We start from the raw sequence: 12,549 nt of genomic DNA, 5'->3' as shown, positions 1-12,549 counted from the left end.
CCCGGGGCGATGTCCCTCGACTGGTTGATCGTTGGTGCCGGCGTCCATGGAGTGCACCTCGCCCTCGCCTTGCTCGGCGGCGCCGGGGTCGAGCGCGATCGCCTGCGGCTGCTCGACCCGAACCCGACCCCGCTCGCGCGCTGGCATCGGTGCACGGCCACCGTCGGCATGAAGTTCATGCGCTCGCCCTCGGTTCATCACCTCGACGGGCCGGCCTTCTCCCTGGCCAGCTTCGCCCGGGAGCGCGGCTGCGACCCCAAGCGCGACTTCCGATCTCCCTACAACCGCCCGTCGACCCAGCTATTCAACGATCACTGCGAGGCTCTGGTCACGACCCAGCGCCTGTCCGAGCTGTGCATCCGCGGACTCGCGATCGATCTCGTCGACGCCGGTGACCGGCTCGAGGTCGTAACCGAGACCGAACGGATCGCCACCGATCGGGTCGTGCTCGCGCTCGGCTCCGATCAGCTCGAGCGGCCGAGCTGGGCGACCGCGCTCGCCCGCGAGGGGTTCCACGTCGCCCACCTGTTCGACGACGACTTCGACGACTCGACGCTCGCCGATGACCAGCGGATCGTGATCGTCGGCGGCGGGATCTCGGCCGTGCAGTTTGCCCTCGCCCAAGCCCGCGAGCGCGCCGAGCCGATCACCTTGGTGATCCGCAAGCCCCTGCGCGAGGCCCAGTTCGACAGCGACCCCGGCTGGCTCGGGCCCCTACACCTCGAAGGCTTCCGCCGCGAGCCCGACCTCGGGGCTCGGCGGGCGATGATCGACGGCGCGCGCAACCGCGGGACCGCTCCTCGCCGACTCCTGAGTGAGCTACGACGGGCCGAGCGTCGCGGCCGAATCGTCATCCGCGAGACCGCGATCGTCGACGCCCGGATCCAGCGCCGCGGAGGCGTCGAGCTGTGGCCGCAAGCTGGGCCGCTCCTTCACGCCGATCGCGTGGTCCTTGCGACCGGCTTCGCCCGCGGCCGACCCGGCCCCTGGCTCGACTCGGTCATCGCCGAGCTCGGCCTGCCCTGCGCCGAGTGTGGCTATCCCGTCGTGGATCGAGCGCTGCGCTGGCACCCACGAATTCACGTCAGCGGCGCCCTGGCCGAGCTCGAGCTCGGACCCGCAGCGCGCAACATCGCGGGCGCACGCATGACCAGCAGTCGCATGCTCGAGCATTTGTGCGGGCGCCCGCCGATCCAGGCGGCCCGAGTGGTCCGGCTCGGCGACGTATGAAGGCCAGCCCGACGGTCTTCCTCAGGTGGCTCCGCTCAGTTCGCGGGCGGAGGCGGGGGCGTGCCATCGAAGCAAGTGGTGATCTCCAGGATCATATAAACCAACACCAACTCCTGAGGGCTCAGCCCATTGTGCTCGAGGTCTCGAAGGTGCTGTACATCATCCGGCCGCAGCCGTACTGCCCGCTGACCGCCATCGGCCGAGCGAGCTGAGGGTTGGTGCAGCTCTGGCACGGACCCTCGGCCGCCTCGGCTGAGGTCGTCCGAGTCATCTACACGGCTCTGGCGCGCTACCTCGCAGGATCATGGCCGTCCGCCAACTGCTGTCGATCCGCTTCGATCGCCGCGAGCAGGGTCTCGCTGCCGAGCGGCGCTGCCTGGCGCAGCTCGGTCGCTAGTTCACCCAGCGCGGCGGCGGTCTGCGCCGCGTCGAGCGTGCCACCGTAGTGGGCGGACCACAGCAATCGGTAGCGCAGATAGGCCGTCCATGCGCACCATTGCCTCAATAGCTCGGGGCGCGGGCAATGATCGATCTCGGCCCAGGCGCGCTCGGGGCCGGCGACGGGGCAGCTGATCTCCAACGCGGGCTTGGCTGCGGCGATCGCCTGGGCGCGCTCGAACGTGGCCCGGGCCTGGTCGTGTGCGCCCGCGAGCTCCAGCGCGTGCCCGTACTCGACGAGGGCCGAGCCCGTGCACTCGGCCTGGGTGTCGAGCATCGCCGCGCTCGCGCCCGCGTCCTCGAGCTCGCCGAGGCGGCTGGCGGCGATCGTGTGCAGGCACGGCAGGTCGCGGGTCCACTGGCGCTCGACCGCTTCCGGTTCTGCTCCCGCGAGCGCGAGCCCTTGGGCGCTGGCGGCCATGGCTGCGCGCAGGTGAGCGAGGATCTCGGGGCGATCGGGACCCGGGATCGGCCTGGCTTCACGCTCGCGCGCACACAGCCGACTGACGCCGTCTTCGAACAGTGCCAGGTGGTCGTCTGCGATCGCGGTCAGCAGCGCGCCGCGCAGGGCCGGGTCAGGCTCGTCGTCGAGCCGCCGCGTCGCGCTGGCGAGGGTCTGCTGGCGCAGGTCGATGCTGTCGCCGCGGCAGAAGGGGGCGAACACCTCGGCCGGGTAGAGCGGCCGCGCCGGGCCTTGCTGGCGCGTGCAGTGGACGACCTCGGGGCCGTGATCGAGTGGGTCCGCGGCAGCCGTGGGCGTGGGCTGAGGCGCGGCCACGCACGCGGCTGCGGTGGCGGCAGCGAGCGCGGTCGAGCGTGCGAGCGTCCTCAGCATCCTAACTTTTCGCGGATAATCTGCGGTTCCTCAATATCGTTGGCGAACGAGCCCCCGAGGACGGGTGGGCGTGGGCCTTCGCCTGTTCCCTGGGCCCCTACCAGGACGCGTCCGTGGGCGTAGGTCTTCGCCACCCGCCCCTCGACGATGTGTTGGTCGTCGCCGAGATCAGCCTTCTTTCGCCCTCCGAGGTCGCTGAAGCGCACTTGTGAGATTTGCTGGTACGAGATGTGACGGAGCGTGTGGACCTCCTGACTCAGATCGTTTCGGGCCATCAGGAAAACCGAGAAATCCATCCTCCGGCTGACGGCTTTGATCCTGTTGTCCACTTCGCAGATGTCATGCGTCAGCGGAACTTCCATGTTGGGGGAGTCGACGACCTCCAAGCGACTCGGCTTGCGGTCGAGAAGCGAGGCCGAGATTGCCCCTCCGTGCCGCCCGATCCCCGTATCGAACGGCAGCCCATGCATTCCTGGGCGAACGTCGATGGCGCCATCGGGCGCCGCCTCGGAAAAGCGCTTGCTGACCTCACTCTTGTCGAATGAGTACAGCGAGTAGTCCTCGTAGATCGAGCGACTGATCCCGACGGTCCAGTCGGCGAGTCCTGTTTGTCCTGCGGGCGTCTTCGGCCTGGCACATACGTCCGCGGTGACGACCGCGTTGGGATTCTCGAGGGTCGGGTTGACCATGTTTGGAAACCCGAGCGCGCCCGTGGTCTTGACTTCGAAGCGCCCGACATGAAAGCCAAGTTCGGTGACATCCGTCGTGCTCGAGCACAAAGTCGGGCCCGTCGTCGGTGGCGGCGGCGCAGCCGTTGGACCGGCGGGCGCTTTTCGCGAACGAGCGGAGAGCGACCGCGAGGAGTTGTCGGGAGCGGGCCGTCGTAGGTAAGTCATTGCCATGTCTGGTCTCCGTCTGGAGCGTCGAGTATAGACGAACCCGCGCGTTGGTGGACGGGCCAGGCCGGGGGGTGAGCGGGCCATCTCGACTGCTAGGGCGGCCAGACGTGCCCGAGGACGACGGCCTGGACCACAGGACTGTGCGGCCCTGCGTCAAGGTTGGCGCCCGGGCACTGGTATGCGTGCAGCGAACCGCGTCGTGACCCGATCTGCGTCGTAGGCTACGCCACGGGCAATGCCCATCCCGACGAGGTGGCTCGAGCATATCCGGGCCTGGAAGGCCAGTGGTGACACGGCGCTCGACTATTGCGGTCGCGTCGGCCTCAACGCGGGCACCTTGAAGTGGTGGGCCTGGAAGCTCGCGTCCGACGTGACATCCATCGAGCCCGCGCCTGCTGCTGCGGCTCCCCAGATCCGGCCGACCTTCGTCGAGCTCACGCCGCTCGCTGTTGTTCACGCCCAGCCCAGGTGAGGGAGAAACGCCTCGTTCTGGACACGCTCACTGAGGGAGACAGGTCAAAGCAGGCGAAAAGGCCATCACTGGACGTGTTCAAATCCTATGGTCTGGATCTAGTTGAAATCACCGACCTTTCTGGCAAGAAAGCCGATACTGGCCTTGTCCATGTTGCTCTGCGACCGTCAAGGGGGCACGAAGTGCCCCGCCGCAGGCGGCCCAAAGGCCCTTGACGGTCGCAGAGCAACATGGACCCCCTCAACTGGCGTGGTCGGTGGACCATCATCAAGCGCGCCTGGTAACACCCCAGGACGATCAGCGGTGCCGCTGGCCGAGCGGCCAAGGTCGTCGTCGTTCGTGACAACGTCGGTGAAACCGTACGAGCGCGCGAGTTCGGCCAGCTCGTACTGAAGCTTCTGGCTCTAGAGATTCACCTGGGCCTGCATCATCGTCGACTCCCGCACGTAGACGATAGCTCCGCGCTCGACAACCATCTGGGCCAGTTCACGACGCATCATCGTGGACCTCACTTTCCCTTGGTGTCGTCGCAGCCCGCGGAACACCAGCTCAGACGTGACGCGCTCTGGCGCGGGAATGACATGGATCACCCGATCCTCGCGCTCCACGCTGGATCCGCAGCGCACGCATGCGTCCCAGGTGAGCGGCAGCTGGTAGTTCGCGGCTCTTGTTTCTCTTGGGCGACGAGAAGTCGTGCTTGCGTGAGTGTGTTCGCTGCACGTGCAGCCACCCACGAACGAGAGCGATGTCTTCCCGCCAGCGAAGCGACGCCCTCTCGCCGACCCGTAGACCCGTTCGCATCGCTCCGCTCAATTCGCAGGCGGAGGCGGGGGCGTGCCATCGAAGCAAGTGGTGATCTCCAGGATCATATAAAGCAACACCAACTCCTGAGGGCTGAGCCCGTTGTGCGCGGTGCTCGAGGTCTCGAAGGTGCTGTACATCATCCGGCCGCAGCCGTACTGCCCGCTGACCGCCATCGGCCGGGCGAGCTGAGGGTTGGTGCAGCTCTGGCACGGACCCTCGACCCACACGCGGTGACCCACGTTGACGTTCTGGCCCATCATGTCTTCGACCCAGACGTCGCTGACCTCGTCGATCCCAGAGTAGTTCTTCTCTGTCGTGAGGTTGGGCAGCTGGAACAGCGTGGGGTTGCCGCCGCCGATGTTCTTGAGCGGGTCCGGCAGGGCCTCGAGCCAGGCCAGGAGCTCGGGATCGAGGACGGTGCCGTTGGAGGTGTAGGCCGGCTGGATGTCCGGCATGCCGGGGTTATGGAATTGCTGGTAGCTCGGGAACGGCCCCTCGATGTACTCGTTGGAGTGGTCGGTGGCGTACCATTTGCCGCCGGACTCGACGTAGGCACGAATGTTGTCAATCCGGCCGTTGGGGATGTTGGGCGCGCCGCCCCAGTACTTGGTCGAGGCGCAGGGGACAAAGATGATGTGGTACTGGCTCATGTCGACGAGGTCGTCCATGAACGCGCCCTGGTCGTTGTCGTCGATGAGCGTGAACTGCTCGGTCCCGGGCACGAGAGCGCCGTTGCCCGCGACCTGGCCAAGGCCGAACTTGGCCAGGACGTTGTAGACGGCGTCGGGGTTGGTCTCGTAGACGGCGATCCGCGGGATCCACATGCCCGCGCCCGGATTCCACTCGCCAGGGAGGTTGCTCTGATCGTTGGGGATCTGGTTCATCCCGGGGTTGACGTCGAGGCTGACGATCCGGAGGAACTGGCCCTTTTGGACGACGAGCTGGAGGCCCTGACCCGAGTGGGCGGGGAAGCTGAAGCTGCCGTCGGCGCCGGTCAGGGTGTAGGGGGTCTCGCAGTCGAGCTCGACACACTCCGCGCAGTAGACCTCGTCGGGGATCGCCTCGACGTTCTGACTGGTCAGGTAGACCAGGGCCCCGCTGATCGGCAGCTCCATGTTCGGGGCGTAGACCTTGCCCTGGACCAGGGCGTCGGGGGCGTCGCCGCAGTCTCCGTCGCCGGGGTCGGGCTCGGCGAGATCGAACTTGACGCCGCTGGTGTCCGTGTCGCCGTCGCCGTCTCCCGCTGGGTCGCCGTCGCCGTCGCCCGTCGCGTCGCCGTCGCCGTCGCCGCTGTTGCTCGCGCTCTCGTCGGTCGGGGTCGTGGACGGGGTGGTGATCCCGGAGTCGGTCCCCAAGCTGGAGACCGCGCTGTCCTCCGCGCCGTCGACTTCTCCGCCGCAGCCGACCACCAGACACGCCACACCGATGAGCAAGACCGAACGAGCCATCGAAACCTGCATGTCGCTACGGTACTCGACGGCCCATGCCGCATCAACGGCTGATGTAGGGGTTCACGCCGCTACCCGTCGACGTGGGCCAGAACATTGCCCAGGGCGCGCACCCGCGCGCGGCCGAGCTGCTCGAGGTCCGCTTCGATCCCCCACTCGAGGTCCACGATCGTCGAGTCGATGTACAGCTTGCCGACCGGGTTGCGCAGCCACCACGCGAACTCCTGCTTCGGTGAGTCTTCGCCGGCCCCGAACGTTGCGGCGGCGTCGTTCGAACCGGCGGCGCGGTAGCGATGTTCGAACCGCTCGTTCAAGCTCCGCAGCGTCTCCCCGCGATCGAACGCCCAGCCGATCCCCGGCGGCGCTTTGGCCCGATCCGGCAGCTCCGCGTCGCCGCTCTCGAGCCGCTCGAGGGTCTGCGCGCAGGCCAGATACTCGCCGATCACGACCCGCTGCAGGTTGATCGCCTCGATGTCCACCGCCTCGACGACCTGCGCGAGCTCGGCCATTGCGACGCGCGTGTCAGCCGTGACCTCGCGCTGGTCGAGCCGGGACGCCAGCATGTTCGCCTGCGTCAGCGCTGCCCTCATGTTCGCGCTGGCGACCAGAAAGCTGACTATATAGCGAGCGCTCTGCAGGTGCGCCGTGTCCATTCGGATCAGATCACGCAGGAGCAAGCTCGCGTCCGCCGACTCCCCCGCGCGGGCCAGCGCGGCCGCCCGCAGCACCCCGACCCGATGCACGTCGCGCCACGCGATCGTCAGACACGCACCCCCACCACCGAGCTGACAGGTGTCGGCGAAGCCAGGCCGCGCGCGCGCCTGGTCGAGCTGATCGCTGACCTCCCGCGCCGCATCGGTCGCCAGGAACGCCTGCAGCGCGTCGGCCTGTTGGTCGACGTCAGCCCAGTAGCGCTCGGCGTCTCGCTCGCTCCCGTCGACGAGCTTGGCCAGCGACTCGGGGACCTTCACGTGGTTCTCCGCCACGACCAGGGACCATCCGTTGTCAGCCTCGGGCACGTCGTTGTCGAGATCCGCCTGTGTCCACAGCGGCGGTGGGACCTCTGTCGTGCAGACGTTGGCGCCGACAAACACGACGCCCGCTCCCAGGACGGACAGCGCCACGCCGCCAAGCAAGAGGGCACGCCGACGCCCTGGCGGACGGGCCGTGGCACCTCCCCGCATCAGTGACAGCAACCAAGAGAAACGACCAGAATCAGTTGAAGTACGCATTGGTCGCGTGCATGTGCAACGAGCGTGCCCACCGTGCAGACCGTGCAGGACAGGCTCTTCGACGCCATCTTGGACCGACCAGGGACACCGCGGCGAAGGCCCGACGGCGGCGCGACAAATCGGCGAAGCGACTCGTCCCCACTCCAGATCGAGTAGCATCCCCAGCATGGCCGACATGACCATGCTCAGCGACGCGCTGACCGCCTACATCCACGATCACACCACGCCCGAGCTCGACATCTTCGAGCAGCTTCGCGCCGAGACCTACGCCAAGCTCTCCGATCCCCAGATGCAGGTCGGCCGGGTCGAGGGTCGGTTCCTCGAGCTCATGGTCAAGGTCACTGGGGCCAAGCGCGTGCTCGAGATCGGGACCTTCAGCGGCTACTCCTCGATGGCCATGGCCGCCGGGCTGCCCGACGACGGCAAGCTGGTCACCTGCGACGTCGACCCGGTCGCAACCGAGATCGCCCGTCGGTTCTGGGATCGGAGCCCGTGGGGGCACAAGATCGAGCTGCGGCTCGGCGATGCCAAACAGACAGCGAGCGAGCTGGTCGCCGCCGGCGAGCGCTTCGACCTGGTGTTCATCGACGCCGACAAGTCCGGCTACGTACGCTACTTCGAGCTCGCGCTCGAGCTGCTGCCGATCGGCGGGGTGATCCTGGCCGACAACACCCTGTGGAGCGGCCGGGTGGTCGATCCGCAGTCGGACAGCGATCGCGCGATCGTGCGCTTCAACGCACACGTCAAGAACGAGCCCCGCGTCGAGCACGTGCTGCTCTCGGTCCGCGACGGGATCATGTTCTGCCGCAAGCGCGCATGAGCCATTGTGGGTGCAGCGTAAGTAATAAATGACTAGACTGGCCGTACGTGGACGCAGTGATCGCAACATCCCCTCCCCCGGCCGCGAAGCTCGTCACCCTCGCCGATCACGCCAAGACCCTCGCCGACATCCGCCACGCTGTCGCAGCCCGCATCCACGGCAAAGACGAGGTCATCGATCTCGCGCTGATCTGCCTGGTCGCCCGGGGCCACCTGCTGATCGAGGACATCCCGGGGGTCGGCAAGAGCACCCTGGCGAGGGCGCTCGCCGCCGCGATCGGTGGCAGCTTCAGCCGCATCCAATTTACCAGTGACCTGCTGCCAGCGGACCTGCTGGGGGTCAACGTGTGGCTGTCCAGCCGCGAGCAATTCGAGTTCCGCGCGGGCCCGATATTCGCCAACCTGGTGCTCGCCGACGAGGTCAATCGGGCCCCACCGCGAACCCAGAGCGCCCTGCTCGAGGCCATGGGCGAGGCGCAGGTGTCGATCGACGGGGTCAGCCACCCGCTGCCGGATCCCTTCGTCGTCATCGCCACGCAAAACCCGGAGGAGCACCACGGCACCTATCCCCTGCCCGAGTCCCAGCGCGATCGCTTCTTGCTGCGGCTGAGCATGGGCTACGCCAACCCCGAGGTCGAAGCGGCGCTGTTGCTCAGCGGTGGGGTCGAGGCGTCGCCGCGGTCTCCCGAGCCGACCGGGCGCGGCTCGAGCAGCGTCAACTCACCGGCCGCGCTGCTCGAGCTGCAGGTCGCGGCCAGGGGCGTTCACCTGCACCCGGATCTGGCCCGCTACGCCCAACAGCTGGTCCAGGCCACCCGCGAGGCGGGGGAGATCCGGCTCGGCGTGAGCACCCGGGGCGCGCTCGCCTGGGTCGCAGCTGCGCGGGCGCGCGCGCTGCTGGGTGGGCGCGGACAGGTCAGCATCGATGATCTGCAGGAGCTCGCGGTCCCGGCCCTCGCCCACCGTGTGGTGCCCGCTCAAGCTGGCAGCGGTGATCAAGTCGCGCTCGCCCAGGAGCTCGTGCGCGAGCTCGTCGCAACCACCCCGGTACCCGTCTAAGTCGTTCGCTTTGTCGCGCCCGCGCGCGCAATGGCGGAGATCAGCTCGGCGGTACTGAACGGCTTCGACAACACCTCGATGTCGGGATCCAACAGCCCGCCGCGACTGAGGTGGTCGGCGCTGTACCCCGACAGATACAGCACGCGCAGCTCCGGGTGGGTCTCGAGCAGGGCTTCATATAGCTCAATGCCGCTCTGGCCCGGCATGAGCACGTTGATAATCAATAGCCCGGCGCCGGTCCGGTCCAGCAACGCGGGCGCGGCCTCGACGGTGGTGCACATCGCGGTCGCTCCAAACTGCTTGGCTGCGCGCACGACCACCTGGCCGACGAGCTGCTCATCGTCGACCACCAGCACCGTCATGCCGGACAGCGCCGTCTGGCCGTGGTCCACGTCCAGCGCGGGCGCGGTGTCGACCCGCTCGACCTGATCTGTGCTCAGCGGGAAGAACACCCGAAACGTGGTGCCGCGACCGAGTTCGCTATAGACCACGATCCCACCACCGTACTGCCGAACGATGCCGTACGCGCTCGCCAGCCCCAGCCCCGTGCCCTGCGACTGCTTGGTGGTGAAGAACGGCTCGAAGATGCGCGAGCGAGTCGCGGCGTCCATCCCGATCCCGTCGTCCTCGACGATCAACTCGACATAGGGCCCGGGGGGAAGCTCGGCGTGACTCGTCGCGTCTAGCACCCGGGCGCGGGTCTCGAGCCGGATGTGGCCACCAGACGGGAGCGCGTCGCGAGCGTTGAGCACCAGGTTGACGATGATCTGCTCCAAGGGCGAAGCCTCGCCGTCGACGAAGTGCGGGCCGCTGCGCACCTGTGAGGTCAGCGTGATCGTGTCTGGAAGCAGGGTCTCGATCAGCGGGAGCACGGCACGCGCGACGTCGTCGAGATCGACGCGGCCGCGGCGGATCGCGCGATTGCGGCTGAACGAGAGCAGCTGGGTGGTGAGCTGGCGCGCTCGCTCGGCGGCCTCGAGGATCTCGTCGAAGCTGCGGGCGACGTCACGCGGGTCGTCGGCGGTGCGGCCCAGATCCGCGTTGCACATGATGACCGAGAGCATGTTGTTGAAGTCGTGGGCGATGCCGCCAGCGAGCCGGCCGAGCGCGTCCATGCGGACGGCTTCGGCCAGCTCGCGGCGCAGCTGGACCCGCTCGGTGATGTCGGTCAGACTCGAGCAGGCGAACAGCTCATCGCCAAGTCGAATGCCGACACCATAGACTTCGACGTCGAACCGGCCACCGTCCGCGCGCAGGCCCTGGGCCTCGCCCCGATACTCGCGGCCATTGGCCAGGGCTTCGCGAAACGCGTCGAACACATGGATGGATTCGGGCGCGATGAAGTCGGCCGGTGCCATGCCCAGCATTTGCTCACGGGTATACCCGTGCAGCGCACAGGCGGCCGGATTCACGTCTACGAGCTTGCCATCGAGCGTGTAGATGAACATGGCATTGGATGTCGCCTCGAAGACTTGCTCGTACCACGCCGCCTTCATCGCCGCTGACTTCATGATCGCTGGCCAAGCTAGCATGAGCGATCGCGTGGGGCGGGCGCCAGCGCGGGTCGTCACGAGCCCCGAACGACCCGCGCCACACGTACACGCCGGTCTCGCCGTCGATCAGCCGGGCGAGCCCGCGCAGCACGGCCTTGCCGCCGTGCGCCACAGCCAGGGCACCGCGCTACCGCGTGTGGGTCGCCGACCGAGCAGGCCGAGCTTCGCCCGTGTCAGGCCTTTGGCGCGACCTTGCCCTTGTACATGTTCATCCCGCACGCGAACCCGACCTCGCCGCTCGCCGGCACCACGACCTCGATCTCGACGGCCTCGTTGAGCGGCAAGGTCCGCTTGATCTCCATGGACTCGACCACCAGCTCTTGCCCGCAGCCCGCGTCGGTCGTGCGCGTGAACGCGAGGGTGACCTTGCTGCCCGCGGGGGCCCGGACCTCGGCTGGGTGGTAGCCGCCGGCGTCGACGAGCACGTCGATTCGTCCGTCCCCGTTGATCTCGACCAGGTCCGCGGCCGGCTCGGGCTGCTCGGGCTTCGCTTCGGTGGCCGGCTCGTCGGCCTTGTCGGCGCCAGCTTTGTCCGCGCCAGCCTTGTCAGCGCCGGCCTTCTCCGCGCCAGCCTTGTCGGCGGCGCCCTTGTCACAAGCAGGGAAGCACAGCAGCGCAGCCGCGAGGCCGAGCGCCAGGGTGGTTGTGAGGGTCTGGTTGCGCAACATGTCGTGTCTTCGCTGCTATGGATCTTCGCTCGATTTGGCCTGCGCTTCCACAGGCGGGTCTACGCGCACACGCACGCTCGGCTCACGCCGGTCCGAGCCACGCTCCTGCACTGCTGCGGCTCGGTTCGCGCGCGCGAACCGGATCTCGTCGTTGGATCAGCACCACGCTCCTGCCAGAAATTCTGCAACAAGCCCGTCCGCGGGCCGATGAGCTCTACATGGCCACGACCGCGCAGGAGCAAGCCAGCGCCGCCCGTGGGCAACCAACCGCGCCCAGGGCGCGGCGCACGGCGACGACCGCGTCCGCGCGCGGCCGATCTACGCTGGCCGTCGCTGCGAGATCAACCGGCGCTGCATCAGCCGAATGATGCTCTTCGCGCCCGGCACGGATCCCGCGGGGCTCGCCAACTTCATCGGCTACAGCCTCGCTCACAACGCCGAACGCTACGGGATCCAAGTCACGCCAGCCTGTGGATGCCCGACCACCACCACACGGACGTGACCGATCCCGATGCCAGCGTCGTCCCGTTCAAACAGCAACTGCACAGCTTCGGTGTTCGTACCTTGGACTTTCGGCAGTACTCGAAGATGAACTGGCAGAAGACGACATTCATGCCGCCGTCAGGCCGGACTCCGTGAAGTCAGGTGCCGGTCGACCTCCTCGAGCATGAACTGGGTCTCCCAGCGATTCTTTCGCATCCGCGACCAGTCGCCCTCGACAACCAGAGTTCCGGTCTCGCTGCTCACGAGCCAGTGCATCAACAGTCGCAGGTAAGGGTAGACAAGCCCGCGACTCGCGAGCGCCTGAACATCAGCTTGAAACCGGACGGCGGTGGCCTCCGAAAAAGGCTCTTTTGTCGTGGTTGAGCGCGCTAACCACTCACCCGGACACGCCTCGTAACGCTTGATCAGGACTACGCTCCTCCCCTCGCTTCCGATCTGAATCAGTCCGACGACCTTTGGTGCGATCGTGAGCGACAGGTCGTCGATGGTCTCCAGCGCCTCGACTTCTAATCGAGCCGTTTTCAGGCGACACGCATATGTCACACTCATGGAAGCGAAGGTGGTTGTGCCTGAGCTTCTGAATTCCTG

At 67.4% G+C, this 12,549-nt stretch carries 14 protein-coding genes; 5 read left to right on the top strand and 9 right to left on the bottom strand.

The window, feature by feature from the left end:
• The first annotated feature begins 9 nt into the window (after positions 1–9).
• Complete coding sequence (locus ENSA7_RS10805) at positions 10–1,230, top strand: FAD/NAD(P)-binding protein (protein WP_106089150.1); 1,221 nt, start codon at positions 10–12, stop codon at positions 1,228–1,230.
• Between the two features lie 121 nt (positions 1,231–1,351).
• On the opposite strand, the gene ENSA7_RS43490 is transcribed toward ENSA7_RS10805, so the two are convergent.
• The 3 genes from ENSA7_RS43490 to ENSA7_RS10790 are packed head-to-tail and all read right to left on the bottom strand — an operon-like array spanning position 1,352 to position 3,405.
• The gene (locus tag ENSA7_RS43490; RefSeq protein ID WP_181233620.1) at positions 1,352–1,501 is read right to left on the bottom strand and encodes a hypothetical protein; all 150 of its coding nucleotides are present in this window, start codon (positions 1,499–1,501) and stop codon (positions 1,352–1,354) included.
• Between the two features lie 18 nt (positions 1,502–1,519).
• Entirely contained in the window at positions 1,520–2,503 is a 984-nt protein-coding gene (locus ENSA7_RS10795; protein ID WP_106089149.1) for a hypothetical protein, read from the bottom strand.
• Positions 2,497–3,405: a hypothetical protein gene (locus ENSA7_RS10790; protein ID WP_146157565.1), complete on the bottom strand. Its 909-nt coding sequence runs from the start codon at positions 3,403–3,405 to the stop codon at positions 2,497–2,499. Before ENSA7_RS10790 ends, ENSA7_RS10795 begins: the two co-directional genes overlap by 7 nt.
• A 232-nt stretch (positions 3,406–3,637) precedes the next feature.
• Here ENSA7_RS10790 and tnpA point away from each other — a divergent pair, with 232 nt between their 5' ends.
• Positions 3,638–3,874 (top strand): IS66 family insertion sequence element accessory protein TnpA, encoded by a 237-nt coding sequence (tnpA, locus tag ENSA7_RS10785; protein WP_106089147.1) that lies wholly within the window; start codon positions 3,638–3,640, stop codon positions 3,872–3,874.
• Positions 3,875–4,278: 404 nt separating this feature from the next.
• Here the strand turns inward: tnpA and ENSA7_RS10780 are convergent, their stop codons facing one another.
• The 3 genes from ENSA7_RS10780 to ENSA7_RS10770 all read right to left on the bottom strand — a co-directional run bounded on the left by ENSA7_RS10780 (position 4,279) and on the right by ENSA7_RS10770 (position 7,250).
• Complete coding sequence (locus ENSA7_RS10780; RefSeq protein ID WP_106089146.1) at positions 4,279–4,482, bottom strand: hypothetical protein; 204 nt, start codon at positions 4,480–4,482, stop codon at positions 4,279–4,281.
• Between the two features lie 201 nt (positions 4,483–4,683).
• Positions 4,684–6,126, bottom strand: coding sequence for a hypothetical protein (locus ENSA7_RS10775; RefSeq protein ID WP_244923770.1), 1,443 nt, complete (start codon positions 6,124–6,126; stop codon positions 4,684–4,686).
• A 71-nt stretch (positions 6,127–6,197) separates the two neighbouring features.
• Positions 6,198–7,250, bottom strand: a complete 1,053-nt coding sequence (locus tag ENSA7_RS10770) for a hypothetical protein (RefSeq protein ID WP_106089144.1) — start codon at positions 7,248–7,250, stop codon at positions 6,198–6,200.
• A 274-nt stretch (positions 7,251–7,524) separates the two neighbouring features.
• On the opposite strand from ENSA7_RS10770, the gene ENSA7_RS10765 reads away from it, so the two are divergent.
• Both ENSA7_RS10765 and ENSA7_RS10760 read left to right on the top strand, forming a co-directional pair.
• The gene (locus ENSA7_RS10765; RefSeq protein ID WP_106089143.1) at positions 7,525–8,178 is read left to right on the top strand and encodes a class I SAM-dependent methyltransferase; all 654 of its coding nucleotides are present in this window, start codon (positions 7,525–7,527) and stop codon (positions 8,176–8,178) included.
• A gap of 47 nt (positions 8,179–8,225) precedes the next feature.
• Positions 8,226–9,236, top strand: coding sequence for an AAA family ATPase (locus ENSA7_RS10760; RefSeq protein WP_106089142.1), 1,011 nt, complete (start codon positions 8,226–8,228; stop codon positions 9,234–9,236).
• Here the strand turns inward: ENSA7_RS10760 and ENSA7_RS10755 are convergent.
• Together ENSA7_RS10755 and ENSA7_RS10750 are read right to left on the bottom strand one after the other, a co-directional pair.
• Complete coding sequence (locus ENSA7_RS10755; RefSeq protein ID WP_181233618.1) at positions 9,233–10,747, bottom strand: ATP-binding protein; 1,515 nt, start codon at positions 10,745–10,747, stop codon at positions 9,233–9,235. The genes ENSA7_RS10760 and ENSA7_RS10755 overlap by 4 nt on opposite strands.
• A 215-nt stretch (positions 10,748–10,962) precedes the next feature.
• A complete protein-coding gene (locus ENSA7_RS10750; protein ID WP_146157564.1) occupies positions 10,963–11,457 on the bottom strand; it encodes a cupredoxin domain-containing protein in 495 nt (164 codons plus the stop codon).
• Positions 11,458–11,824: 367 nt separating this feature from the next.
• Here ENSA7_RS10750 and ENSA7_RS45750 point away from each other — a divergent pair, with 367 nt between their 5' ends.
• Positions 11,825–11,959: a hypothetical protein gene (locus ENSA7_RS45750; protein ID WP_280523994.1), complete on the top strand. Its 135-nt coding sequence runs from the start codon at positions 11,825–11,827 to the stop codon at positions 11,957–11,959.
• A gap of 119 nt (positions 11,960–12,078) precedes the next feature.
• Here the strand turns inward: ENSA7_RS45750 and ENSA7_RS10745 are convergent, their stop codons facing one another.
• The gene (locus ENSA7_RS10745; protein WP_106089139.1) at positions 12,079–12,510 is read right to left on the bottom strand and encodes a hypothetical protein; all 432 of its coding nucleotides are present in this window, start codon (positions 12,508–12,510) and stop codon (positions 12,079–12,081) included.
• Positions 12,511–12,549 lie beyond the last annotated feature (39 nt).

The sequence above is a fragment of the Enhygromyxa salina genome (assembly GCF_002994635.1).
Classification (GTDB): domain Bacteria; phylum Myxococcota_A; class Polyangia; order Nannocystales; family Nannocystaceae; genus Plesiocystis; species Plesiocystis salina_B.
The sequence above is the reverse complement of the archived record's forward strand: the minus strand, read 5'-3'. Positions and strand labels throughout refer to the sequence as shown.

Coding starts and splice junctions, on each gene's coding strand:
- ENSA7_RS10805 (WP_106089150.1), top strand. CDS start 10: ATGTCCCTCGACTGGTTGATCGTTGGTGCCGGCGTCCATGGAGTGCAC.
- ENSA7_RS10750 (WP_146157564.1), bottom strand. CDS start 11,457: ATGTTGCGCAACCAGACCCTCACAACCACCCTGGCGCTCGGCCTCGCG.
- ENSA7_RS45750 (WP_280523994.1), top strand. CDS start 11,825: ATGCTCTTCGCGCCCGGCACGGATCCCGCGGGGCTCGCCAACTTCATC.
- ENSA7_RS10755 (WP_181233618.1), bottom strand. CDS start 10,747: ATGAAGTCAGCGGCGATGAAGGCGGCGTGGTACGAGCAAGTCTTCGAG.
- ENSA7_RS43490 (WP_181233620.1), bottom strand. CDS start 1,501: ATGACTCGGACGACCTCAGCCGAGGCGGCCGAGGGTCCGTGCCAGAGC.
- tnpA (WP_106089147.1), top strand. CDS start 3,638: ATGCCCATCCCGACGAGGTGGCTCGAGCATATCCGGGCCTGGAAGGCC.
- ENSA7_RS10790 (WP_146157565.1), bottom strand. CDS start 3,405: ATGGCAATGACTTACCTACGACGGCCCGCTCCCGACAACTCCTCGCGG.
- ENSA7_RS10795 (WP_106089149.1), bottom strand. CDS start 2,503: ATGCTGAGGACGCTCGCACGCTCGACCGCGCTCGCTGCCGCCACCGCA.
- ENSA7_RS10775 (WP_244923770.1), bottom strand. CDS start 6,126: ATGGCTCGTTCGGTCTTGCTCATCGGTGTGGCGTGTCTGGTGGTCGGC.
- ENSA7_RS10745 (WP_106089139.1), bottom strand. CDS start 12,510: ATGAGTGTGACATATGCGTGTCGCCTGAAAACGGCTCGATTAGAAGTC.
- ENSA7_RS10765 (WP_106089143.1), top strand. CDS start 7,525: ATGGCCGACATGACCATGCTCAGCGACGCGCTGACCGCCTACATCCAC.